Source organism: Pseudomonas sp. ADAK13 (assembly GCF_012935715.1).
Taxonomy (GTDB): domain Bacteria; phylum Pseudomonadota; class Gammaproteobacteria; order Pseudomonadales; family Pseudomonadaceae; genus Aquipseudomonas.
Map to the genome: position 1 here is coordinate 6,693,552 of NZ_CP052860.1, position 22,523 is coordinate 6,716,074.

Genomic DNA, 22,523 nt, shown 5'->3' on the forward strand with positions numbered 1-22,523 from the left:
CCTCAAGGAGAAAGGGGGGGGGGAGAAGCGAGAGAGAATATTTCTCTTACTTATCTGACTAAGTATACCACGCGAAACGTCATTTTGTCAACCGATATTTCACTTTTAGGCATGATAGCTGCATACAATGGCAGTATCGCCACACATAAATTCCAGTATTTATGGTATAAGCGCCAACCCGAAGAATAAACCTACATATGAAATACTTGCTCCCAGCCTTTGATAACGCGCCCGGTACCGATCACGCATTGAAACGGCTTGCCGCGCTCCCAGGAGGAATCGAACACCGTGCCGTCTTCGAGGGTGCCAGTGTATTGGGTGGTGATCAGGGCGCCCTTGACCACGGTCTTGCCGTCGCCGAGGCGGATGTCGGTGATTTGCAGTTCGTTGCTCATGGTGTTTTCTCGTTGTGCCGGAAACAGGCTCAGTTTACGTTTTCAGGACGGACAATGCATTTGGCGGCGATGTTGCACCTGATGGACCAACATCAGCTACCGGAACCGACCTACAACCCAAGCGGAAGCAGCCGACTTACCCTCCGCCATCACTTCCCCTCTTATAAAAAGACAACCACCCTTGGTTGCATAAAAATAAGAGGTCACCCCCCAATGAGCGATCCAACAAGCCCTGTTCGCATAGCTGTCCTCCAGTTCGATCCCCAGGTCGGGATGGAAAACCGGGAGCGCAACCTGCGTCTTAGCCTAGAGCTGGCAACGGAGGCGGTGAGCGGCGGCGCCAATCTGATCGTGCTGCCAGAGCTTTCGAACTGTGGTTATTTCTTCTCCAGCCGTCAGGACGCGTTTGATCACGCTGAGGCCATTCCGGGCGGGCCGAGTGTGCAAGCCTGGACGGATTTCGCCTGTAAACATCAGGTGTATCTGGTGGCAGGCCTCAGCGAAATCTGCGGCATGCAGCTGTTCAATACCGCCGTATTGCTTGGGCCGGACGGTTTTATCGGCAAGTACCGCAAGGCCCATCTGTGGAACATGGAAAAGCTCTGGTTCACTCCCGGCGATGTCGGGTTTCCCGTCTTTGAAACGCCCATAGGCCGTATAGGCCTGTTGATCTGCTGGGACATCTGGTTTCCTGAGGTGCCGCGCATTCTCAGTCAGCAAGGCGCCGATATTATTTGCAGCCTGAATAACTGGGTTTGGACCCCGCCTCCGCCGTTCGACGACGCGGGGAAGTGCATGGCGTCGTACCTCACGATGACCGCAGCCCACGTCAATAACGTGTTTATCGCCGCAGCCAGCCGTATCGGCGAGGAGCGCGATGCGCGGTATCTGGGGTGCTCGCTGATTGCCGGGACCAATGGCTGGCCCATCGGCGCGGTGGCTTCGGCGAATCGGCAGGAGATTCTGTTTGCCGACGTTGACCTCACCAGCGCCCGCAGTGCGCCTATCTGGAATAGCCTCAACGACTTGCAGCGGGACCGACGTGCGGATATTTACGACCAGATGCTCGGGTATACCCAGCATCGCGCCCTGCCACGCTGATCGGAGGGCGCCTCATGGAAACCCTTTTGGAAAAGCCGCGTGCAGACCGCTCCCGGGCCGATAACACCGTCATCGCGCTGGGGCTTGCCAGTGCTTTGTTGATCCTGTGGATAGCCCTTGCTTACCCCTGGCCCGGTTATGCCGATATGGTGACCAGCCTTCCCCACCCCAGCGCCTGGCTGCGCTGGGTGCTAGGGGATATCAGCGAAGTCGCGTTCTACAAACATGAACTGGCCTCACTCGGCCTGCTGGGCGGCGCGTATCTGGCGTGGTGGGCCAGCCGTACAGGCAAGTCCTGGCAAGGCTTTGCCATCTCGTACGGTACTGGGCTGTGGCCGTGGCTGGTAACCAGTTCATTACTCGGTTTACTGCTGAGTAATGCGTTGTGGGGCTGGACCGTCACCGCTGACACGTGGCAGCCGACGTTTGCGGCGTTTGTTTCGCTGCCAGCGGCCATGGTGCTGATGTTCGGGGGTGGCTGGAAGGTCACGCTCAACGGTGCCGTGCTGGGAGCCGTACTGGTCACACCGATGTGTTTACTGATCGTCAATTATCTCTGCCTGCCACTGGGCTTGCCGGCTGTGATCGGCAATGTACTGGGAATGGCGGTGGGCAGTGTGATTGCCTTTGTGTTGTGCCGTCGGGTGCCGGCACTGGTGCGCAGCGATTACGTCGCGCCGCAAAAGCCTGCTCCATTGAAACCGCCGACCTATGGCTTGGTGTGGAGTGCGCGGAGGGTGTTGGCTGACTTTTCCGAAGCGCCATTCTTCGGCAATGAACTGGCCAGCCTGGGCTTGTTGGCTGGCGTATTACTGGCTTACGCGTTGAACCCGGTGAGCCCGGCCTATGGATCTGGGCTGGTAGTGCATCTGATCGGCGCACAAGCGCTGACATCTGCACTGGGCGTGGTGATCTGGCGACATCAGTGGATCAAACGCGGCTGGTATCCCACGTATGTTCCGCTGGTTTCGGTGGTACCGGCAGCCGTGCTGACCCATGGCGGCAGTTGGGAAGTGATGGGATCAAGTGCATTGCTCGGCGCATTGATCGCGCCGCCACTGGCCTGCGCCATTGCAGGACGGTTGCCGCCCCACTTCCACCCCTACATCGGCAACGTAATCTCAATGGCGCTGAGCACCCTGATGGTGGTGCCATTGGTGGGATGGCTGGCCGTTTAATCTCTATCTCCTACGCCGGGCAACGGACTGCCCGGGCAGTCACAGCCAATGCCAGAACCGGCTCCAGAAACCCCGTCCCAAATCGTTCTTGCAGCCCGCATATTGCGCCGCATACATCTGTGAACGCGCCTGCACCTTGCCGGCCACCGGCATCAGCCAGGCTTTGCTCGCATAGGTGCGCTGACGATACCCGCCCCAGCCTTCGTGGTAGTTCAGGTATTGGCCGTAGGCATCGTATTTGTACACGCCGTTGATGGTGTAGGTCTTGTCCATGTACCAGCCGACAAAATCGATGGCGTCGTCAAAGTCCTGTCGGCTGGCGCCAGTACGACCGGTGCTTTTCTGGTAGTCGCTCCACACTTCATCCTTGGCCTGGGCATAGCCGGAGGCAGTAGACACGCGGCCCCAGGGGATGATCCACAACAGGTATTTACGCGGGGTCTTGGCGTCCTGTCGAAAGCCGGACTCCTGATACATGATGGCGAACGGTACCTGGATCGGCACGCCCCAGCGCGCCTGGGTCACCTTGGCGGCGTCGTACCAGTCGTCTTTTTCGCGAAAGATGCCGCAGATGTCGTTGGGGGTGCGGGGTGGCGAGGTGCCGCAGCCGGCCAATAAGGCAGCAAGTAGCAACAGCCCTGCGGTTTTTCCTGCGTTCAAAAGCTCACCGTCTCGTCGTGAGGATAAAAGGCGGGCAGTTTACTCGTTCGTCGGGGTTGCTGTAGAGGTCAAAGCGAGTCTATTTCTGTGGCGAGGGAGCTTGCTCCCGCTGGAGTGCGAAGCGCTCCCCATCCGGTGGGCGCGGTATGCCTGGGGCGTTGCGTTCACCGGTTTTGGGGCTGCTGCGCAGCCCAACGGGAGCAAGCTCCCTCGCCACATTGGGTCGGGTGGTTATCAGGTAACGACTGCCGTCAGTTCCAGTTCAAGCAGACCGTTGCCGGGCAGTCCCGCCACGCCCACCGCCGAGCGCGCGTGCCGGCCGCGTTCGCCAAACAGCTCGATCAACAGCTGCGACGCGCCGTCGACCACCCTGGAGAACCCCTGGAAACCTTCCCCGCCCAACACAAACCCGCGTACAAACAGGATGCGCTCAACGTTCTCCAGCCCTACCGCCTGGTCCAGCACGCTCAACGCCCGCAGCACGCACGTCTGCCCCGCTTCGTTAACCAACGAAGGCAGCGTCTGGTCCGTCACCGGCCCGGTGATCACGCGGTCACCCTGTCGACAAACCTGCCCGCTGACATACGCCACGCCGCCATGAATCGTCACCGGCACGTAGTCGCCCTTGGGGCTCGGTGCCTCAGGCAGCTCCAGGCCCAGCGCTTTCAGTTTTTCGTGCACGCTCATGCCGGTTCCTCGACAAATTCCACATGCCCACCCAGCCAGCAGCCCGCCACTTGCCCCGCCTCATCCCGGCGAAACCGCAGGGAGATTTGCGAAGGCCGGCCCATCGCCCGCCCCTGGCGAATATGCACCGGGCGTTCATCCGCCGTCACCAGGCCGTTGTGCAGCAAACCAAACGCCAACGCCGCGGCGGCGATGCCGGTGGCGGCGTCTTCCGGGTAGCCCGAGGACTTGGGAAATTGCCGCGCATCGAACTGTCGCCCTTCCAGGTCCGAGGGCGCGTACGGGTACAAACCGGTGGAACCAAGGCGCTCGCACAGTTGCTGCATTCGCCGGTAGTCCGGTTTCAGGCTGTCCAGTACCGCTACGCTTTTCAGCGCGATCAGGGTTTTCACCCGGCTGGTGCAGGCGTTCTGGATCGGCAGCGGTGCCAGTTCGTTGGAGGTGATGCCGAGCACCGACAGAATCTCGGCCTCGACTTCAGCGTCGTTCAACGCCTCGACCTGGCCCTTGGGCTGGCTGATTTCCACCTGGATATCCGGGGTACCCGCAGCGGTGATCCGCGCATCCACCCGACCGCTCAGTGTCGATAACGTCAGGCGATCCTTGTGCAGCATGCCCAATTGATCCAGCAGCCACACCGCTCCCACGGTGGCGTGCCCGCACATTTCCATCTCGTGGTTGGGCACCCAGAAGCGCAAGGCAAAATCAAATTCGCTGCCGGCCGGCGGGGCAAATACAAAGCCGCATTCATGGCCGTAGTCGCGGGCGACTTGCTGCATGTCGGCATCGCTCATGCCATCGGCCACGGCCACGGTTGGCGCGGGGTTGCCGCCACGGGCAGTGGCGGGAAAAACATTGACCAGGTGAACCTCGGGCGTCATTTCGCCTCTCCCTGAAGGGTGGAAACAGTCGGCGCCACGGCGTCGACGATGGAGTTGGTGTAGACCTGCTGCGGGTCGAGTTTTACCGGGTCGCTCTCCACCGCGTTCATGAAGCGGATGTTTTTCTCAACACCGTCTTTCTCGATCCGTGGCGTTGCCGGGTAGGACGGCAACGAGGCGGTCCAGGCGGCATTGAAGATGGCGGCGTCGGTGTTGGCGAAATACGGGCGTACCGATTCGCGAGCCTTGTCCGGGTCGCTGGCAATCAGGTGCTCGGCACGCCACAGGGCGCGGACCATTTTCTCGGCGGTGGCCTTGTTGTTGGCCAGCCAGTCTTCGCGGGCAATCATCGCGGTGAAGAGAAAGCCGTCCAGGGGTTTGTATTCGCCCTTGGCCAGGTCCATCAGCACAAAGCCGCCCTGTTTTTCAGCGGTGGTGATGGTGGGTGGCGACAACGAGAAGCCGTTGATGCTGCCTTGGGAAAACGCCGCGAGCATGTTCGGCGCGCCACCGATGGGCATGATGGTGAAGTCTTTGTCCGGGTTGAGGCCCGCGTCCTTGGCCAGGTAGCGCACCAGCATGTCGGTGGTGCTGCCGGGGCCGGTGACGCCGATCTTCAAGCCCTTGAGCGCCTGGGCACGGGCCGCCAGGGATGAAGTGGCCGACACACCGGCCTTTTGCGCCGAGGCCCCGTCGATCACCACGGTGCTGCCGAACTGGGTTTGCACGGCGGCGAACGCCTGGACGTCCTGGCCCTTGGTACGGGCACGCACCGCGACGGCGGGCAGGCCGACGTACGCATCGGCGTCACGCCCCAGCACGGCGGTGAGTGCTGCCGAGCCGCCTTTCTGGAACACGATGACGTCGACGTTCAGGCCTTCATCGGCGAAGTAGCCTTGCTTCTGCGCGACGTAGATCGGCACGTACAGGAAGCCTTCGCTGGGGAACGCCAGGGTGACTTTGGTCAGGTCCCGGGCCTGTGCGGTGGGCATGCATGACGCGAGTAAAACGCTGGCGATGAACAGTGGTTTCAACATGATCAGGCTCCACAAATTTTGGGGGTTAAACCGCGACTTCACGTTCCGCTTCGTTGGCTTTCCACGGCATCAATCTGCGTTCGGCCAGCTTCACCGCGGTGTTCAGGATCAGCGCCAGGGCGATGATCCCCACCAGCGCGGCAAACACACCGGCGGTGTCGAACTGCGAGGCGGCATCCGAGAGCAGGTAACCCAGGCCACGGTTGGCGGCGATGATCTCGCCCACCAGCGCGCCGATCAGCGCGTAGGGCACCGACAGGCGCAGGCCGGTGAACACCCAGGTGAAGGCCGACGGGATCACCACCATGGTCAACAGGTCGCGCTCCTTGGCGCCCATCAGGCGCAGGATGGTCAGTTGCTCGCGGGAGACGTTGCGCACACCGCTGTAGGTGTTGAGGAACACCAGGAAGAACACCACGGCGGCGGTGAGGATGACTTTCATCGGCAAACCGATGCCGAACCAGAGGATGAACAGCGGCGCCAGCGCGACTTTCGGCAAGCTGTAGAACGCGGTCAGAAACGGGTCGAGGATGTCGGCCAAGAGCTTGGCGCGGCCCAATACCAGACCGGCGATCAAGCCAGCGAGGGAGCCGAAGAAGAAGCCCAGCACCGCTTCCAGCGTGGTGATGCCGGCGTGGTAGAAAAACACCCCGTTCATGAGGATTTTCCACAAGCTTTGCGCCACCGCCGAAGGCCGGCTGATGAAGAATTCCACACCGAACCAGCGCGACACGCATTCCCAGAACACCAGCAGGAACACCAGGAACAGCAAGCGATAGACCTGGATCATACGACCTCCAACGAGTGGGCCAATGAGGAAGGATCCGCCGCACCGGCTACATCCGGCGCCAGGCGTTTCCAGAGGGCGGCGCAGAGTTCCACATAGCGTGGGTCGGAGCGCAATTGCACGAGGTTGCGTTCGCCGGCCAGGGGAATATCGAGCACATGGTCGATGGTGCCGGGGCGGCCGGCGAACACCACACAACGGTCGGCCAGCGCGATGGCTTCGTCGACGTCGTGGGTGACAAACAGCACGGTCTTGTTGAGCTTGCGGCACAGGCGCAAGAGTTCGGTTTGCAGGGTCAAACGCATCTGCGCATCAAGGGCGCCGAAGGGTTCGTCCATCAACAGGGTTTCCGGATCGCTGGCCATCAAGCGTGCCATGGCCGCGCGTTTGCGCATGCCGCCGGAAAGCTGGTTGGGGTAGCTTTCGCCGAAACCGGTGAGGCCTACCAGCGCCATCAGTTCCTCGACACGACTGTCGATCTGGGCCTTGGGCATGCGGCGGATTTGCAACGGCACGGCGATGTTGCCGGCCACGGTGCGCCATGGCAGCAGGTGGTCGGCCTGGGTCATGTAGCCGACCTGGGTGTTGACGCCTTTGACCTCGGCGCCGTCGTAATGCACCTGGCCTTCAGTGGGGCCAAAGAGCCCGGCGGTCATGTTGAGCAAGGTGGACTTGCCGCAGCCCGAAGGGCCCACCAGGGTGATGATTTCACCCCGTTGAACCTGGAGTGTCACATTGCGCACGGCCACAAACTGGCGGCCCTCGACTTTGAAGCTTTTCTGCACCCCAGTGAAGCTGATAAAGGGTTTTGCACTCACCGCCCCTCCTCGTCCGGTAGGCCGGACTTGTTTGTTGTTGACGGGGTGAGGATGAACGGATGACAAATTTGTGGCGCACGGGATCGGGCCGGATCATGCGCGGGATCGGGACATCAAAAAAGTTGAAGCGGTATCAGCCTCGGCGCCACTCATCCGGCGAAACACCCAGCACCCGGCGGAACACATGGGCCAGGTGGGAAGGTGATTCATAGCCGACGTTATTGGCGATCTCCAGCACCGACATGCGCGTGTGCCGCAACAGGGTCCGGGCCCGCTCCAGGCGCAGGCGCTGGACGTACGCCAGCACCGTCTCGCCGGTGTGCAGCGCGAACAGCCGGGTCAAGTGACGGCGGGACATGTGGAACGTTTCGGCGATCTCATCCAGCCCCGGCGCATGTTCGAGATTGCCCTCCACGTAGGCCTTCACGTCACGCACCAGCATGGCGCCGTGGCGCTCGGTGGAGGAGCGTTGCAGGCTCGGCTGGCTGAGGGAAATCGCCAGGCATTCGAGCAGCAGCAAGTGATCGGCCTGGGCAACTTGCCGGCGGCGGTCGACGTACAGGTCGGGTTGGCTGAAGGCTTTTTTCGCCAGGAGCAGATGGTGCAACGGTGCAGAGGTTTGCCAGATGCCCAGGGTGGGCACACGGAGCAGCCGATTGGCGTCACCGGAGAGGTCACGCAAGGCGTAGTGCATGTAGTCGGGGTCGACGTAGAACGCTACGTGGCCCTGGCGGGTGGTGAGTGACGAGGAGGAATGGCTGCATTGCGGCGGCACCAGGACGAACTGGCGGTCGATCACCGAGGTGGTGCGTCCGCTGTCCTCGTCCTTGAAGCGCAACAGGCCGTGCTCGGGCACCATCAGCATGAATTCGTCATGGGCGTGAGCCCCGGTTTCATAGGCGCCGTTGGAGTTGAAGACGCTGTAGATTTCGCGCATCGCCATGCACTGCCGGTGGGTGTTGGAGTGCTGACACTAGCATGTTTGGTGCCAGCCAAGCATTGGGGTGAGGGAGCTTGCTCCCTCACCCCATAAAGCACCTCAAGTCATGATCAAGCCAACGGCACACGACGGGTGGAAATCGCCAGGCGACCGACGCCGAAGCTCAATGCCGCACCCAGCAGCAACATCAACAAGGTGCCCCACGCCGCATGGGACAGTTGCTTGGCCGCCACTTCGCCGGCTTCACGGGCTTTCTGTTCAGCCTGTTGCTTCAGTTCTTCAACCTTCTGCATGGCCTGCTGATAAGCCTGGGCATAGTTGTCGACGATCTGGGTGGCTTCAGCCTGGCTCTTGCCGGTACGGGCGGCGACGATGTTGACCAGCGCCTGCTTGTCCGCTGCGTTCAACGCTGGCTCGCCGGACGCCTTGACCCGTTCGAACCATTGCTTCAGTTCATCACCGGCCTTGGTGGGGTTTGTCGCGGCATCGTTGGCCGATTGCTTGCCGTCGGCGCTTGCCTGGTCGGCTTTTTGCTCAACGTTGGCCGGATCCAGCTCAGGCTTGCCGCTCTGCTTGAGCAGCGTGTCGAGCTGGCCTTGCAGGCTGTTCCAGTCCAGCTTGATACCTTGCTCATCCAGCTGCTGCTTGACGCTGTCGCTGATCCCCGGCGCCACGGCGGCGATACCGCTACCGGCCGCCGACAGGCCTTTGCCCACGACATTCCCCGCAGCACCCACCACGCTGGTGGCCAGCGCTGCCAGCAGCCAGGTGGTCAACAAGGTGGTGATGGTCCAGCTCAGCACGCCGTGCAGGCCGCCGCGATCCGGCGCAGTACGCCCGGCTACAAATGCACCGGCGCCGATCGCCAGCAAGGTAGACACAAACAGCCAGATCCCGGCACCGGTACCAAAACCGCTCAGCGGGTTACCGGCTGCCATCGGGTTCACCGCACTCGCGCCAATCGCGGTGCCCAGCACGCTCAGCACCAGGTAGGTCACCAGGGCAATTGCACTACCGGCCAATACCGAGCCCCAGGAGACACGAAACAGCGAACGGTTGGTTTCATAGACAGTGGTCATGATCGATCCTTTGAACAGTGAGTAGGCGCTCAGTTTGGCGAGGCCCTCCCCTGCGGTCTCGGCACAATTGCACTAGGCGCACTGGTGCATTCGCACCCCGCGCCGGGTACTTTCTCTGCACTATCCTGAGCCTCAGGTGTCGTACTCCCTATGCGCCTGAAACCGCTCCCCTGTAGGAGCTGGCTTGCCAGCGATGGTCGTAAACGATGACGCGCACATCCTGGAGGTCCGCGTTGCTGTTGAGCTTTTCGCTGGCAAGCCAGCTCCTACAGGGGGCGCAGGTGCCCTCAATATTGGAGAAACCATGAGCCAGGCCGTCCTCGCCAAAGAAACCAACCGCCGCCAACTGCAGCAGATCATCTCCGGCTTGTCCGATGGAGTGATTCTTGCCGAGGTCGACCAAACCATCCTGTGGGCCAACGAAGCCGCGCTGCTGATGCACGGCGTGGAGAAAGTTGAAGAGCTGGGTGCCAATACCCAGGAATACGCCGCCCGCTTTGCTTTGCGTTATCGCAACAACCACCCGCTGGTGCTGGAGAACTACCCGCTGAGCCGGGTGGCGGACGGTGAAGAATTCAGCGACGTGGTGGTGGAAGTCACCCCCACCGGCGACGAGGAAAAAACCTGGGTGCACCGCCTGCGCAGCCTGGTACTCACCGACGCATCCGGCGAGCCGGAGTTGCTGGTGCTGATCCTGAGCGACGCCACCGAATGGGCCAGCGCCGAACAACGCTTCGAAAAAACCTTCAATGCCAACCCGGCCCCGGCAGTGATCTGCCGCTTGAGCGACCTGCGCTATATCAAGGTCAACCAGGGCTTTCTGGAGATGACCGGCTACAGCCGTGACCAGGTAATCGGCCGTTCGGTGTACGAACTGGACGTGTTGGAGCAGGCCGAAAACAAGGACCTTGCCGTCAAGCGCCTGGGCGAAGGTTCGACCATCCCGCAGATGCAAGCCGAACTGAAACTGCCCGAAGGCGGCAGCAAACTGGTGATCGTGGCCGGCCAGCCGCTGGACATGAACGAGGAAGACTGCATGCTGTTTTCCTTCACCGACCTTGAGCCCCGCCGCAAGGCCGAAACTGCCCTGCGCCAGAGTGAGGAACGCTTTGCCAAGTCATTCCGGCTGACGCCCGTGCCGACCCTGGTGTGCAACGCGGCCAACCGGCAGGTGGTGGACATCAACGAAGCCTTCATGAACATCACCGGCTATATCAGTGAAGAACTGATCGGTAAATCCATCGAAGACATCGACTTTATCGACAGCCCCCAGGCGAGTACGCAACTGTTCACCACCCTGGAGAAGGCCGGCAACCTCGACGGCCTCGACCTGAAGATCCGCAAGAAAGGCAGCGAGGTGATCGACTGCGTGCTGTCTGCCGACACGGTCAGCATTCAGGACGTACCCTGCTACCTGCTGGTGCTGATGAACATCACCGAGCGCAAACGCTCCGAGCTGGAACTGGTGGCGGCGATCGAGGAAGTGATGCAGGACGCCTCGTGGTTCAGCCAGACGCTGATTGAAAAACTGGCCAACGCCAAGAGCGTCAACAGCCCCAACGTGCCGAACATTTCCTTTACCGACCTCACCGCCCGGGAGCGCGATGTACTGGGCCTGATTTGCGAAGGCCTGGCCGACAAGGAGATCGCCTCGCGCCTGAAACTGGCGCCCAACACCGTGCGTAACCATGTGGCCACGGTGTACTCAAAACTGGGGGTGCACAGCCGTAGTGCAGCCATCGTCTGGGCCCGTGAGCGCGGGCTGTTTGCTGGCGAATTGCGGGTTAAAAAAACGAAATAGAGTGCAAATGCACTAGTGCGACCGGTGCAAATTCGCCTTATTGCACGGGGGTGCACTGCTTAACCTTGAAGGGTGGGCACAGGGCTTTGGGTCCTGTGCTGTTGAGATGTCATGCCCTTTAAGGAATCCATCATGAAAAGCGAACAAGTCAAAGGTGCCGTCGAGAAAGTGGCCGGCAAGGCTCAAGGTTTTTTGGGTGATCTGACCGGTGACGAACAGCTCCAGGCCGAAGGTGTGGCCCGTCAGGCCGCTGGCCAGTTGCAGCAAACCTACGGTGACGCGCTGGACACCGTCGGCGACTTTGCCAAGCAAAAACCCCTGGCGACGGTTGCGATTGTCGCCGGTGTCGGCCTGCTGCTGGGCCTGTTGCTGCGTCGTCGCTGAGGAGAGCCCAAATGTTTACGCTCTCCCAACTGCGCAACTGCATCGAAGAGGCGCTGTCGCCCCTGACCTGCGAGTTCACCCTGTGCCGTGACGCCTCGTTGACCCTCAAGGTCTTCGATGCCGAAAGTGGCCGGGTAGACCTGGTGGTCACCGGGATCAGCGTCAACAAGCTGCAGACCCCGCAGGAAGTGGAAAAAATGGTCGACGAGTTGCGCTACGAACTGCAGAGCAACACGGTCGGCAAAGTCACTCTGGATGATCTGCCACTGCGCCCACTGTAGGAGCGAGCTTGCTCGCTTCTACACTGAACGCGCCTTCAACGACGCCCCGATAAAATAGAACACCCCTCCCCCGACAATAAACGCTGCCAACATGTAGAACATGTAGTGGGCCGGCAGGCTGGCCAGCACCAGCCCGCACAACACCGGCCCCAGGGCAGCGCCGAGGTTGGAGAGGTTTTGTGCGCCGTAGTACATGCCGCGCAGGTGGTCCGGGGCGATGCGGTCGATAAACATGTATTCGGCGGGAAACACCACGATTTCGCCCACGGTGAAAATCGCCATCGCCAGGATCCACCACCACACGTTGCTCGCCAGGGCAAAGCCAATCACCCCCAGCATGAACATGCCCAGGCCGAAGATCAGCCACTGGCTCAGGTAGCGGTGGGAAATGCGTCGGCCAATCGCGTATTGCAGGGCGATCACCAACACGGCGTTGGTGGTCAGGACCGCGCTGATGATGGTGTAGGTGTACTCGGCGGTGGTGGTGGTCACCAGGTACTGCGAGAGGTACGCGGTGAACTGGCCGAACACCACGGCACTGAGCAAGCCGCCGATGGTGAAGCACACCAGCCGGTGATCCCGCAGCAATACGCGGCCCACGGCGAGGAACGACACCGGTTTTTGCGTGGTGTCGACGGTGGCCAGGGTGCGGTCGCCCCAGCGCCAATACAGCAGGAAAAACCCGAGGCCCAGAGCGGCCGATAGAATAAACGGCAAGCTGATATCGAGCTTGGCCACCATCGCGCCAAAAAACGGCCCTACGGCGTAACCGATATTGGTCAGGGTGTACTTGATGGAAAACGCTTCGCTGCGCTCCTCTTCCGGCAGCAGGCTGGCAAACCCGGACTTGATCGCGATGTCGATCACCGCATACGCCAGGTTGATCAGGATCAGGCAGCTGTAGAACGTCCAGATTTCCCGGGCCAGCACCGTGCCGACAAACCCCAGCGCAAACACCACGCTCAGACTGAGCAACAGCCGATAACTGTTGATGCGGTCTACCAGGAAGCCACCGTACACACTGAGCAGCGAACCGAGGATCAGCGAGCTGCCGATCACCAGGCCGACCTGGCTGATGTCCAGGGCAAAGTGGTTGGTGAGGTAGATGACCAGGTACGGAAACGTGATGGCCTTGGCCAGGGTGAGGATCAGCGTGGCCGACAACAGCAGGTTCACGGTACGCGGGTAATTTCTTATTGTGGCAAGCATCCTGCTCTCATTCTGATCAAGGTAAAGGGGCCATTGCAGCCCGCAAGCGGATCTACCTTAACGCAAAACAACCGGCAAAAAATGCTGATTTATGCATTTATGCAAAAATCAAATGCAGCGGGATGAGCACGGGATCGCTCATCCCGCTGCCGGGGTCATTTTTTAACGGGCGTGATGTCGAGAATCGTGCCATTGGTGGTTTTGAGCAACACGTACTTGTCGTTCACACGGGCCCACTGGCTGTCTTCTTCCGGCTGCTTCAGGCCATGTTTTTTCCAGTCGGCGATGGCGGATTCCTTGCGCATCAGGATGTCCGGCGCGCGGTCGCCGGTCTTGAGGTCGCGGGTATTGATGTTTGAAGGCTGCACGGTTTTTTGCGGGGTATCAGCGGCCTGGACGGTGAAGCTCGCGGCGCACAGGCTCGCGGCAACCAGCAGGCAGGCAACAAGGGACTTGGACTTCATGGGCACTTCCTTCAATGAATGACGCGTAAAGATTCCGACCGCAGCCGCGGGGAATCATTCAGCGCAGTGATGGAAGCGGCAGATGGATGGACAGCCAGCGACCGGGCCGACGATTAATCAGATAAGATTGGTTCTTTTTTCCAGCTGCCCAGGACGTCCAATGACTGGTACCCACGTCATCATCATTTTCGTGACCGTTGTCACCTTGCTCGCGCTGTACGTGTTCGGCACCTACCGGGAACTGGTGGCGCTGCTCGATCGTTGCAAAAAAGCCTTCGGCCAATTCAAGGACGCCGAGCAACAATTGGCGGCGGCTCAAAGCGCCCCGTCACCCGGCGCGGAAATCGCCGGCCTGGAAAGCCGTGTCGCGTTCACCCGCCAGCTGTTCCACGACTCGGTCAACAACTACAACACCTACAAGCACAAGTCGCCGACGTCGGTAGTGGCGGAACTGCTGGGGCATCGTGACGATGCGAGCCTGTCGGGGTTTGAGGTCAAGCGTACGGTCTGAACCTGCCGACGCCTACACAGGTGCACGCTGACGCGTCGGCGTGCCCTGATGAAACACCATCTGCCACTGCCCGCCGCTCTCGCGCCACACCGAACTGCGCAACGACTCCCCTGCCGCATTGGCCTCCGTCGCCGCCCGTTGGCAACGATAGGTCACCAGCGCCACGCCTTCGGCCAGTATCTTCAACGCAAAGTCACCGATGCTACGGGCTGAAAACACCTCATCCTGTAGCCCCTCGATCACCTCGGCCTTGCTGCCCCACACATTGCCGCTGGCACCAAATTCCACGAAATCATCCGCCAGCAACACCGACAACCGCGCGGCATCCGCACGGGTGGTGCATTGATGCAGCTCTTGTTCAAGGCTGCGTAAATGCTCCGACAACTCCATACCCATTGCCTCCATGAAATTAATCCTGTAATTTTTCATGAAATTTCTTGATAAGAATTTCACGAAACGCCCATGGACAAGCAAGAAGAACTCGACGCCCTGGCGATCCTGATCCACGACCTGCGCAAGCACAAGAAGCTTACCCTGGCGCAACTCGCGCAAAAGATCGAGCGCTCCGTAGGTTTCCTGTCCCAGGTTGAACGCGGCCTGTCGCGCCCCACCGTGGCCGACTTGACTGCCATCAGCCACGCCCTCGGTGTGCCTACCACCTATTTCTACAGCCTGTCCAAACCCAAGGCGGTGGACTGGGTCACGCGCCCCAATGAGCGGCGCACGGTGTATTACGCCAATGGCATCACCGACATCCTAGTGTCGCCCACCATGCACGGCGCGTTCTCGATCCTCGACAGCCTGCTGGCCCCCGGTGCCAACAGTGGCGAACAGACCATGAGTGACCGCGCCGAACAGGCCGGCTACGTGCTGGAGGGCGAGTTGACGCTGTGGGTCGAGGGCGAGGCTGACTCCGTCACCCTGGGCCCCGGCGACAGCTTCCACCTGGCCAGTTTTGCCCACTGCCGCTACGGCAACCTGACCGACCTGCCGGCCCGCGTGCTGTGGGTCTACAACTAGGAGCAACACCCGTGAAAAGCCAATCCTCCACGCTGCTGGCCGAAGTCCGGACCTTTCGCCAGAACCACCCCGATGTGCGCTATGTCGACCTGATTGCCCTGGACATTCCCGGGCACTTCTACGGCAAGCGCTACCCGGTGGACATGCTGGAAAAGGTCGCCGCCGGCAGCCCCTTGAAGCTGCCGCAAAACGCCGTGTTGCTGGGTGCCCAGGGCGGCCTGTTCAAGATCGGCGACTACTGCTTTCACGACGGTGACCCGGACGCCAACCGCCGCCTGGTGCCCGGCACCCTCAAGCCGGTGAGCTGGGAAGCGCAGCCCCTGGGGCAGATGCTGATCACCTCCGACGGCACCGAAGCGCCGATTGAATTCGAACCCCGTGAAGTGCTGGCCCAGGTGCTGGAACGCCTGCAGCGCAAAGGCATTCACCCGGTGGTGGCGTTTGAGCTGGAGTTCTACCTGTTCGACAAAAAGCTCAGCGACGGCCTGCCGCAATTTGCCCGCGACCCGCTGAGCGATGACGCCGACGACCAGCCCAACCTGCACATCGAGCGGCTGTCGCGCTTCGCGCCGGTGCTGGATGACATGGTCGAAACCGCCAAGGCCCAGGGCATCGACATCACGGTGATCACTGCCGAGCTGGGCCCCGGCCAGTTCGAAATCAATTTCGGTCACCTGGAAGACGGCCTGCGCGCCGCCGACTGGGCCGCCCTGTTCTGCCGCAGCACGCGTGGCGTGGCCCTAAAGCACGGTTACCGCGCCAGCTTCATGGCCAAGCCTTACCTGCAACACCCCGGCAGCGGCATGCACGTGCACGTCAGCCTGTACGACGCGGCGGGCAACAACCTGCTGGCGGCCCACCAGCAGCAACCGTTGCGTCACGCGGTGGCCGGCTGCCTGGAGCTGCTGCCCCATTGCATGCCGATTTTCTCGCCCAACCACAACGCCTTCCGCCGCCTGGGCGGCACGGTGAACGCGGCGACCCGCGCCTGCTGGGGCTTTGAGGATCGCGACGCGTGCGTGCGAATCCCGGAATCGGACCCGCGCAACCTGCGCATCGAACACCGCCTGGCGAGTGCCGATGCCAATCCGTATCTGGTGTTGGCCGCGATTCTGGTGGGGCTTGAGCATGGCCTTGAAGCGGCCAAAGAACCTATCGCACCGCTGAACGACGACCGCAACAGCGGCGCGGATTTCCCCCTGGAAATGCTCGAAGCCGTGCGCGCCATGCAGCATCAGCCAACGTTGCGAGAAGGCCTGGGCGCAGAGTTTGTCGACGTGTATTGCGAAAACAAACGCCAGGACCATTTGGCGTTCCAGCAGGAGATTCATGCGCGGGAATATCGCTGGTATCTGTAGACGCTGATGGTTAGCCTCATGGGCATCTCTGGCTACCCGCGGACTTGCCCATGACCGACCAAAGCGCCCCGGCCCTGAAGGAAATCTTCAACGCCGAACGCCTGCAACACATCGCCACCGAAATGACCGCGGTGTACCCGGCGTTCGACGCCAAGGGTTTCCTCAAGCACGCCAAGGCCGGGTTGGCGGACCTGTCGGTGATGCAGCGCATGGCTCGGGTCAGCGAAAGCCTGCACGCCGTGATCCCGCTGGATTACCCCCAGACGCTGAAGTTGCTGTATGCCCTGGCACCCCGGCTGAACAGCGCCTTTGTCAGCCTGTTCCTGCCCCACTACGTTGCCAGCTACGGCGGCGAAGACTTCAAGCGCTCCATGGCCGCGCTCAAGTACTTCACCACCTTCGGCTCTGCCGAGTTTGCCGTGCGGCATTTTCTGCAGCGGGATTTCAAGCGCACCCTGGCGGTGATGCAAGGGTGGTCGCTGGATGACAACGAGCACGTACGCCGCCTCGCCAGCGAAGGCTCACGGCCACGGTTGCCCTGGTCATTTCGCCTGGCCAGCGTGCAGGCCGACCCGAGCCTGTGCGCGTCGATCCTCGACAACCTCAAGGCCGACACCAGCCTGTACGTGCGCAAGTCGGTGGCCAACCACCTCAACGACATCACCAAGGACCACCCGGATTGGGTACTGAGCCTGATCGAAGGCTGGTCCCTGGAGAATCCCCACACCGCGTGGATCGCCCGTCACGCGCTGCGCAGCCTGATCAAGCAAGGCAATACCCGGGCGCTGACAATCATGGGGGCGGGAGCCAGGGCCGAGGTGAAGATCCATCAGCTCAAGGTCGAGCCTGCGGTGATTAGCCTCGGGGAGCGGATCAACCTGTCTTTCAGTCTGGAATCCACGGCCGACACGTCGCAGAAACTGGTGGTCGACTACGCCATCGACTACGTAAAAAGCGCCGGTCACAGCGCGTCGAAAGTGTTCAAACTCAAGGCGTTTACCCTCGGCGCGGGTGAACATCACTCGATTAGCCGTGGCCAACATATCCGTGAACTGACCACGCGCAAGCACTATCCCGGCAAGCACGCGGTGCACGTGTTGGTGAATGGGGAGCGGTTGGGCAGTGTCGAGTTTGAACTCGCCAAATAATCCTTAAAACGTTAACGAAGGCTCTATTTCGGGCCTTTCAGACGAATTAATTGTCGGACAATGCTGGAAATTCGTATTGCGATCAATTATCATCTGGCGCCTTCTCGGTACCCGTTGGGTACTTGTGTCAATGTTCCACCTGAGGCGCCCATGCACCGTTTTTCGTTTTACCGTCCCCTGATCTGCATCAGCTGGGGGCTTGCCAGCCACAGCGCGTTTGCCGCCCTGCAACCGATGGCCGAAGCGCCGTTGGCCAGCGACACCGAGCTGCATTGCCACTTCAATCGCGACGCCAGCGTCGACTGCACCACCCGCTTCCACTACACCATCCTCAAGCCCAGCGGCCGGGAAATGCTCTCGCGGATCGACTTCAGCTACCAGGAAGAGGACGGCTTCGAGCTGATCAAGGCCGAGTCCACCCAGCCTGGTGGCAAACCGGTGCCCCTGGACGCGACGCAGATCGACACCCGCACCGCCCCCAACCCTGACCAGGGTTTCTCCCGGGAAAAACAGACCTCGCTGGCGTTCCCCAACCTGCGGGTCGGCACGCAAATCCGCTACACAGTGCGCGAACACCACCCCGCCAAACCGCTGATGACCGAGTTCTACTACGCCTTGCAGTTCGGCCCCAACGCCGCACGGCGTGACCGCTTCAAGGCACGGTTCACCGCCGAGCGGCCCATCGAGTGGCGCAGCGATTTGATGGAAGGTTTCAGCATTACGCCATCCGCCAATCGCAAGACCCTGGACGTGGTGCAAAAGGCCCCGACCTACCTCAGCTACATCAACGAATCCGGCAACGCCTACATACGCCGCGCCCCGCGCATCGAAGTCGGCAGTTCCCTGGACCGCCAGCAGTACTTCGGCGGTTTCGCCGAACGCTACAACCAGATCCTCGGCGCCAGCCTGCCGCCCCAGGGCGCCGCAGCCGTGGCCGCCGTTCGCGGCCTGCCGCCCGCGCAACAAGTGGCCGGCCTGATGCAGCACATCAACGATCACTACCGCTACCTGGGCGACTGGCGCGCCTCGGATCGCGGCTATGTGCCCTTCAGCCTCGCGGAGATCGAGCAGCACGGCTATGGCGACTGCAAAGACCTTTCGACGCTGCTGGCGGCCATGCTCAAGGCCAGCGGAATCAAGGCCGAACCCGCGTGGGTCAGCCGGGGCGATGTGGCTTACCCGCTGCTGATTCCCGGCACCGGTGCACCGAACCACGCGATCGTTCGCGCCGAAGTCGATGGCCAGGTGTGGTGGCTGGACCCGACCAACCCGATCTTCGCCCCAGGACAGACCCTGCCCGACATCCAGGACCGCTGGGTGCTCGTGACCAACGCCCAGGGCCAGGTGCGTGAAGAACACATCCCGCTGCAACCCGCCGCCGCCACGCTAATCCTCGACAAGCAGGAACGCTTCGACGCCCATGGCACCGCCCGCGTCTCGGCCACCGTTGATTTTCGCGGCATGCCGCTGATGCAACTGAGCGTCGCCGACCGCCAGCAAGGTGCGACCGCCAGCGACCAGAACATCTGCGATAACTTCGGCAAACAGATCACCGACTGCCAGGTCGAGCGCCCTGCCACGGCCTTTTTGATCCCGGCCAGCTACAAGGTCAGCGCCACCCTGACCGACATGCGGCCCCTCGAGCCGCTGGGCAACGACCACGTCTACAACGATGCGGTGCTGCAAGAGAAATGGGACGGGCTGCTCAACTACCGCCGCAATGGGCAACTGGCCGACTTGTACATAGGCAACCCCGAGACGCTGGATTACACCATCACCCTGTCGGGTGGGCAGATCGAAAAGGACATCAAGGCCTGCCAGGTACGCTCGCCGTGGTACGACCTGGACCTGACGGGTGAACGCGTAAAGGGCGACTGGCGTTATCACTACGTCCTGACGCAGAAGATACGCTGGCTGACCCACGATGAAATTGTCAGTGCGCCGTTTGAAAAGATGATCAATGAGATCCGTGCCTGTGGGGAGCAGGTGCATCAGGTGGTGAAGCTCTAACCCTCACCCAACAAAACCCCCTGCTCCCGCGCGCACAGTTCCACCAGGTAATCCCACAACACCCGCAACCTTACCGACTTGTGCAACTCGCGCCGGGAGCTGATCCAGTAGCTGCGCTGGATGCTCTCCCCCGGCAGCAGCGGCACCAGGTCCGGGTCGCTGGCGGCCATGAAGCAGGGCAACACGGCAATCCCCAATCCCGAACGCGCTGCCTGGTGCTGCGCGATCACGCTGGTGCTGTGGAACACCACCTTGGGGTTGCGGCAAAAGCTGCTCAGAAATTTCAGTTCCTGGCTGAACAGCAAATCGTCGACGTAATCGATCCAGGCGTGCACCGCCAGGTCCTCGCGCTTTTCAATCGGCGGCGTGCGGTCCAGGTAGCTGCGGCTGGCGTAGAGCGCCAGGCGGTAGTCGGTGAGTTTGCGGGTCACCAGTTGGTCGACGCTGGGGCGTTCCAGGTGGATGCTGATTTCTGCTTCGCGGTTGAGGATGCTGACAAACCGTGGCACCGCCAGCAGCTCCACCTCCAGGCCCGGGTAGCGTTCGAACAGGCCACCCATGCGGCTGGCAAGGAACATCACGCCCAAACCCTCGGCCACACCCAGGCGAATCTTGCCCAGGGGCGCAGCCGAATGGGTCAGTTCTTCTTCGGCCAGCAGCGCCACGTTTTCCATGGCTTCGGCATGCTTGAGCAGCGCTTCGCCCGAGGGGGTGAGTTCGTAGCCCTGGGCGTGTTGCACGAACAGCGCGGTGCCCAGGCTTTTCTCGATGGCCTCGATGTGCCGGGCCACGGTGGCGTGGGTGGTTTTCAGGCGTTGCGCGGCCGTGAGCAAGCGTCCGCTACGCTGTAACTCAAGAAAGAACCGCAGGTCATTCCAGTCGAACATGTCGCCTCCGCTCTCCACCTTGAAAGCATCGCTGTCTAAAAACGCACAGCAGCTGGGTAAAAACTAACATTTTTAAGACGAAAACTAACAACTAGGATGGAGCCAATAAGAAAAACAAGCGAGACCTCAGATGCCCATTGCAGCTGCTGAATACGATTACGTGGTAGTAGGCGCCGGCCCCGCAGGCTGCCTGCTGGCCAATCGACTGTCCGCCAACCCTGCCCATCGCGTGCTGCTGCTTGAAGCCGGCGGTCGCGATAACTATCCCTGGATCCATATTCCCGTCGGCTACCTGTTCTGCATCGGCAACCCGCGCACCGACTGGTGCTTCAAGACCGAAGCCCAGGAAGGCCTGCAAGGCCGTGCCCTGAGCTACCCGCGTGGCAAGGTGCTGGGCGGTTGCTCATCGATCAACGGCATGATCTACATGCGCGGCCAGGCCCGGGACTACGACGGCTGGGCCGAAGACAATCCCGGCTGGGCCTGGAAGGACGTGCTGCCGCTGTTCAAGCAAAGCGAAAACCATTTTGCCGGCGCCTCGGAATTTCACAGTGACGGCGGTGAGTGGCGGGTTGAGCAGCAGCGCCTGCACTGGCCGATCCTCGATGCGTTTCGCGATGCGGCGCAGCAGAGCGGCATCGACAGCATCAGTGACTTCAACCAGGGCGATAACGAAGGCTGCGGCTATTTCCAGGTCAACCAGAAATCCGGAGTGCGCTGGAACGCGGCCAAGGCGTTTCTCAAGCCGGTCCGCCAGCGACCCAACCTGACGGTGATGACTGACGTTGAAGTCGACCGCGTGCTGCTGGAGAACGGCCGCGCCACGTCGGTGGTTGCTCGCCAGCACGGCCAACCCGTCACCTGGCGGGCACGCAAGGAAATCATCCTGTGCGCCGGCGCCGTGGGTTCACCCGGCATCCTGCAACGCTCCGGCATCGGCCCTTCCAGCGTGCTCAAACCGTTGGGCATCGATGTGCTGCACGAGTTGCCCGGCGTCGGCGGCAACCTGCAGGATCACCTGCAACTGCGCCTGATCTACAAGCTGGAAAACGCGCGCACCCTGAACCAGATCGCCGGTACGGTATGGGGCAAGATGGGCATGGGCCTGCGTTATCTGTACGACCGCAGCGGCCCGCTGTCCATGGCGCCCAGCCAGTTGGGCGCGTTTGCCCGCTCCGGGCCGGAGCAGACGTCGGCCAACCTCGAATACCACGTGCAACCGCTGTCCCTGGAGCGCTTTGGCGAGCCGCTGCACGGGTTCCCGGCCTTCACCGCCTCGGTGTGTGACCTGCGCCCGCAAAGCCGCGGCCGCATCGACATTCGCTCGGCCAACCCGGCAGACGCGCCGCTGATTCGCCCCAACTACCTCAGCCATCCGGAAGACCTGCGCGTCGCCGCCGACGCCATCCGCCTGACCCGGCGCATCGTCTCGGCCCCGGCCCTGAAGCAGTTCAACCCGGTGGAATACCTGCCCGGCGCCGAACTGCAAACCGACGAACAGCTGCAAGAGGCCGCTGCCCGCATTGGCACCACGATTTTCCATCCGGTGGGCACCTGCCGCATGGGCACCGACCAGGACGCCGTGGTCGACGCTCAACTGCGGGTGCACGGCGTTCCCGGCCTGCGCATCGCCGACGCGTCGGTCATGCCCCGCATCACTTCAGGCAACACCTGCTCGCCCACGCTGATGATCGCGGAAAAAGCCGCGCAGCTAATCCTTTCGCCGAACACAAGGAGCCTCCCGGAGAAAGAACTGACTTTACCGGCTTGACCTGTAGGAGCCCGGCTTGCCGGCGATGGCATTTTCAAGTGTTGTGCACAGCTTGAGAGCGCCATCGCCGGCAAGCCGGCTCCTACAGGGGAACAGCGGCGCCGATTCGGCGCCGA

At 61.5% G+C, this 22,523-nt stretch carries 23 protein-coding genes and 1 pseudogene; 11 read left to right on the forward strand and 13 right to left on the reverse strand.

Annotated elements, in window-relative coordinates; translation table 11 throughout:
- Nucleotides 1-206 precede the first annotated feature (206 nt).
- Nucleotides 207-395: pseudogene (locus tag HKK54_RS30920) on the reverse strand (FKBP-type peptidyl-prolyl cis-trans isomerase); the annotation flags it as partial.
- A gap of 213 nt (nt 396-608) precedes the next feature.
- Here HKK54_RS30920 and HKK54_RS30925 point away from each other — a divergent pair.
- Both HKK54_RS30925 and HKK54_RS30930 read left to right on the forward strand, forming a co-directional pair.
- Complete coding sequence (locus HKK54_RS30925; protein WP_169389402.1) at nt 609-1,496, forward strand: nitrilase family protein; 888 nt, start codon at nt 609-611, stop codon at nt 1,494-1,496.
- Nucleotides 1,497-1,510: 14 nt separating this feature from the next.
- Nucleotides 1,511-2,674, forward strand: coding sequence for a hypothetical protein (locus HKK54_RS30930; RefSeq protein ID WP_010172213.1), 1,164 nt, complete (start codon nt 1,511-1,513; stop codon nt 2,672-2,674).
- Nucleotides 2,675-2,713: 39 nt separating this feature from the next.
- On the opposite strand, the gene HKK54_RS30935 is transcribed toward HKK54_RS30930, so the two are convergent.
- From HKK54_RS30935 to HKK54_RS30970, 8 genes are all read right to left on the reverse strand, one after another.
- On the reverse strand, nt 2,714-3,334 hold the full coding sequence (locus HKK54_RS30935; RefSeq protein ID WP_169388951.1) for a transglycosylase SLT domain-containing protein: 621 nt from the start codon (nt 3,332-3,334) through the stop codon (nt 2,714-2,716).
- A 234-nt stretch (nt 3,335-3,568) separates the two neighbouring features.
- Nucleotides 3,569-4,021, reverse strand: a complete 453-nt coding sequence (locus HKK54_RS30940) for a RidA family protein (protein ID WP_169388952.1) — start codon at nt 4,019-4,021, stop codon at nt 3,569-3,571.
- Nucleotides 4,018-4,902, reverse strand: a complete 885-nt coding sequence (locus HKK54_RS30945; RefSeq protein ID WP_169388953.1) for a PhzF family phenazine biosynthesis protein — start codon at nt 4,900-4,902, stop codon at nt 4,018-4,020. Before HKK54_RS30945 ends, HKK54_RS30940 begins: the two co-directional genes overlap by 4 nt.
- On the reverse strand, nt 4,899-5,939 hold the full coding sequence (locus HKK54_RS30950; protein WP_169388954.1) for an ABC transporter substrate-binding protein: 1,041 nt from the start codon (nt 5,937-5,939) through the stop codon (nt 4,899-4,901). The genes HKK54_RS30945 and HKK54_RS30950 overlap by 4 nt, the downstream gene beginning before the upstream one ends.
- 25 nt (nt 5,940-5,964) lie before the next feature.
- Entirely contained in the window at nt 5,965-6,729 is a 765-nt protein-coding gene (locus HKK54_RS30955) for an ABC transporter permease (RefSeq protein ID WP_010172223.1), read from the reverse strand.
- Nucleotides 6,726-7,544 carry an ABC transporter ATP-binding protein gene (locus tag HKK54_RS30960; RefSeq protein ID WP_169388955.1) on the reverse strand — a complete coding sequence of 273 codons (819 nt, stop codon included), beginning with the start codon at nt 7,542-7,544 and terminating at the stop codon, nt 6,726-6,728. The genes HKK54_RS30955 and HKK54_RS30960 overlap by 4 nt, the downstream gene beginning before the upstream one ends.
- Nucleotides 7,545-7,677: 133 nt before the next feature.
- Entirely contained in the window at nt 7,678-8,481 is an 804-nt protein-coding gene (locus tag HKK54_RS30965) for an AraC family transcriptional regulator (RefSeq protein WP_169389403.1), read from the reverse strand.
- A 113-nt stretch (nt 8,482-8,594) separates the two neighbouring features.
- Nucleotides 8,595-9,563 (reverse strand): hypothetical protein, encoded by a 969-nt coding sequence (locus HKK54_RS30970; RefSeq protein WP_169388956.1) that lies wholly within the window; start codon nt 9,561-9,563, stop codon nt 8,595-8,597.
- Between the two features lie 304 nt (nt 9,564-9,867).
- Here HKK54_RS30970 and HKK54_RS30975 point away from each other — a divergent pair, with 304 nt between their 5' ends.
- The 3 genes from HKK54_RS30975 (at nt 9,868) to HKK54_RS30985 (ending at nt 12,029) form a co-directional block, all read left to right on the forward strand.
- Nucleotides 9,868-11,364 carry a PAS domain S-box protein gene (locus HKK54_RS30975; protein WP_169388957.1) on the forward strand — a complete coding sequence of 499 codons (1,497 nt, stop codon included), beginning with the start codon at nt 9,868-9,870 and terminating at the stop codon, nt 11,362-11,364.
- 132 nt (nt 11,365-11,496) lie between these two features.
- Nucleotides 11,497-11,748, forward strand: a complete 252-nt coding sequence (locus HKK54_RS30980) for a CsbD family protein (RefSeq protein ID WP_010172234.1) — start codon at nt 11,497-11,499, stop codon at nt 11,746-11,748.
- A gap of 11 nt (nt 11,749-11,759) precedes the next feature.
- Nucleotides 11,760-12,029, forward strand: coding sequence for a DUF1652 domain-containing protein (locus tag HKK54_RS30985; protein ID WP_010172236.1), 270 nt, complete (start codon nt 11,760-11,762; stop codon nt 12,027-12,029).
- A gap of 18 nt (nt 12,030-12,047) precedes the next feature.
- Here the strand turns inward: HKK54_RS30985 and HKK54_RS30990 are convergent, their stop codons facing one another.
- The gene (locus tag HKK54_RS30990) at nt 12,048-13,238 is read right to left on the reverse strand and encodes an MFS transporter (RefSeq protein WP_169388958.1); all 1,191 of its coding nucleotides are present in this window, start codon (nt 13,236-13,238) and stop codon (nt 12,048-12,050) included.
- A 155-nt stretch (nt 13,239-13,393) separates the two neighbouring features.
- Complete coding sequence (locus tag HKK54_RS30995) at nt 13,394-13,702, reverse strand: RcnB family protein (RefSeq protein WP_010172240.1); 309 nt, start codon at nt 13,700-13,702, stop codon at nt 13,394-13,396.
- 160 nt (nt 13,703-13,862) lie between these two features.
- On the opposite strand from HKK54_RS30995, the gene HKK54_RS31000 reads away from it, so the two are divergent.
- Entirely contained in the window at nt 13,863-14,213 is a 351-nt protein-coding gene (locus tag HKK54_RS31000; RefSeq protein ID WP_010172241.1) for a LemA family protein, read from the forward strand.
- Nucleotides 14,214-14,225: 12 nt separating this feature from the next.
- Here the strand turns inward: HKK54_RS31000 and HKK54_RS31005 are convergent, their stop codons facing one another.
- Nucleotides 14,226-14,618 (reverse strand): nuclear transport factor 2 family protein, encoded by a 393-nt coding sequence (locus tag HKK54_RS31005; protein WP_237151031.1) that lies wholly within the window; start codon nt 14,616-14,618, stop codon nt 14,226-14,228.
- 57 nt (nt 14,619-14,675) lie between these two features.
- Between HKK54_RS31005 and HKK54_RS31010 the strand changes: the two genes are divergently transcribed.
- The 4 genes from HKK54_RS31010 to HKK54_RS31025 all read left to right on the forward strand — a co-directional run bounded on the left by HKK54_RS31010 (nt 14,676) and on the right by HKK54_RS31025 (nt 19,749).
- Complete coding sequence (locus HKK54_RS31010; protein WP_010172245.1) at nt 14,676-15,233, forward strand: helix-turn-helix domain-containing protein; 558 nt, start codon at nt 14,676-14,678, stop codon at nt 15,231-15,233.
- An 11-nt stretch (nt 15,234-15,244) separates the two neighbouring features.
- Nucleotides 15,245-16,591, forward strand: a complete 1,347-nt coding sequence (locus HKK54_RS31015) for a glutamine synthetase family protein (RefSeq protein ID WP_169388959.1) — start codon at nt 15,245-15,247, stop codon at nt 16,589-16,591.
- Nucleotides 16,592-16,641: 50 nt separating this feature from the next.
- Nucleotides 16,642-17,739: a DNA alkylation repair protein gene (locus HKK54_RS31020; protein ID WP_169388960.1), complete on the forward strand. Its 1,098-nt coding sequence runs from the start codon at nt 16,642-16,644 to the stop codon at nt 17,737-17,739.
- A gap of 150 nt (nt 17,740-17,889) precedes the next feature.
- On the forward strand, nt 17,890-19,749 hold the full coding sequence (locus HKK54_RS31025; RefSeq protein WP_169388961.1) for a DUF3857 domain-containing transglutaminase family protein: 1,860 nt from the start codon (nt 17,890-17,892) through the stop codon (nt 19,747-19,749).
- On the opposite strand, the gene HKK54_RS31030 is transcribed toward HKK54_RS31025, so the two are convergent.
- Nucleotides 19,746-20,636, reverse strand: coding sequence for a LysR family transcriptional regulator (locus HKK54_RS31030; RefSeq protein WP_010172253.1), 891 nt, complete (start codon nt 20,634-20,636; stop codon nt 19,746-19,748). The two genes, HKK54_RS31025 and HKK54_RS31030, sit on opposite strands and share 4 nt — an antisense overlap.
- A gap of 130 nt (nt 20,637-20,766) precedes the next feature.
- Here HKK54_RS31030 and HKK54_RS31035 point away from each other — a divergent pair, with 130 nt between their 5' ends.
- Nucleotides 20,767-22,407 carry a GMC family oxidoreductase gene (locus HKK54_RS31035; RefSeq protein WP_169388962.1) on the forward strand — a complete coding sequence of 547 codons (1,641 nt, stop codon included), beginning with the start codon at nt 20,767-20,769 and terminating at the stop codon, nt 22,405-22,407.
- Nucleotides 22,408-22,523 lie beyond the last annotated feature (116 nt).

Coding starts and splice junctions, on each gene's coding strand:
- HKK54_RS30925 (WP_169389402.1), top strand. CDS start 609: ATGAGCGATCCAACAAGCCCTGTTCGCATAGCTGTCCTCCAGTTCGAT.
- HKK54_RS30930 (WP_010172213.1), top strand. CDS start 1,511: ATGGAAACCCTTTTGGAAAAGCCGCGTGCAGACCGCTCCCGGGCCGAT.
- HKK54_RS30940 (WP_169388952.1), bottom strand. CDS start 4,021: ATGAGCGTGCACGAAAAACTGAAAGCGCTGGGCCTGGAGCTGCCTGAG.
- HKK54_RS30945 (WP_169388953.1), bottom strand. CDS start 4,902: ATGACGCCCGAGGTTCACCTGGTCAATGTTTTTCCCGCCACTGCCCGT.
- HKK54_RS30950 (WP_169388954.1), bottom strand. CDS start 5,939: ATGTTGAAACCACTGTTCATCGCCAGCGTTTTACTCGCGTCATGCATG.
- HKK54_RS30955 (WP_010172223.1), bottom strand. CDS start 6,729: ATGATCCAGGTCTATCGCTTGCTGTTCCTGGTGTTCCTGCTGGTGTTC.
- HKK54_RS30965 (WP_169389403.1), bottom strand. CDS start 8,481: ATGCGCGAAATCTACAGCGTCTTCAACTCCAACGGCGCCTATGAAACC.
- HKK54_RS30970 (WP_169388956.1), bottom strand. CDS start 9,563: ATGACCACTGTCTATGAAACCAACCGTTCGCTGTTTCGTGTCTCCTGG.
- HKK54_RS30975 (WP_169388957.1), top strand. CDS start 9,868: ATGAGCCAGGCCGTCCTCGCCAAAGAAACCAACCGCCGCCAACTGCAG.
- HKK54_RS30980 (WP_010172234.1), top strand. CDS start 11,497: ATGAAAAGCGAACAAGTCAAAGGTGCCGTCGAGAAAGTGGCCGGCAAG.
- HKK54_RS30985 (WP_010172236.1), top strand. CDS start 11,760: ATGTTTACGCTCTCCCAACTGCGCAACTGCATCGAAGAGGCGCTGTCG.
- HKK54_RS30990 (WP_169388958.1), bottom strand. CDS start 13,238: ATGCTTGCCACAATAAGAAATTACCCGCGTACCGTGAACCTGCTGTTG.
- HKK54_RS30995 (WP_010172240.1), bottom strand. CDS start 13,702: ATGAAGTCCAAGTCCCTTGTTGCCTGCCTGCTGGTTGCCGCGAGCCTG.
- HKK54_RS31000 (WP_010172241.1), top strand. CDS start 13,863: ATGACTGGTACCCACGTCATCATCATTTTCGTGACCGTTGTCACCTTG.
- HKK54_RS31005 (WP_237151031.1), bottom strand. CDS start 14,618: ATGGAGGCAATGGGTATGGAGTTGTCGGAGCATTTACGCAGCCTTGAA.
- HKK54_RS31010 (WP_010172245.1), top strand. CDS start 14,676: ATGGACAAGCAAGAAGAACTCGACGCCCTGGCGATCCTGATCCACGAC.
- HKK54_RS31020 (WP_169388960.1), top strand. CDS start 16,642: ATGACCGACCAAAGCGCCCCGGCCCTGAAGGAAATCTTCAACGCCGAA.
- HKK54_RS31025 (WP_169388961.1), top strand. CDS start 17,890: ATGCACCGTTTTTCGTTTTACCGTCCCCTGATCTGCATCAGCTGGGGG.
- HKK54_RS31030 (WP_010172253.1), bottom strand. CDS start 20,636: ATGTTCGACTGGAATGACCTGCGGTTCTTTCTTGAGTTACAGCGTAGC.
- HKK54_RS31035 (WP_169388962.1), top strand. CDS start 20,767: ATGCCCATTGCAGCTGCTGAATACGATTACGTGGTAGTAGGCGCCGGC.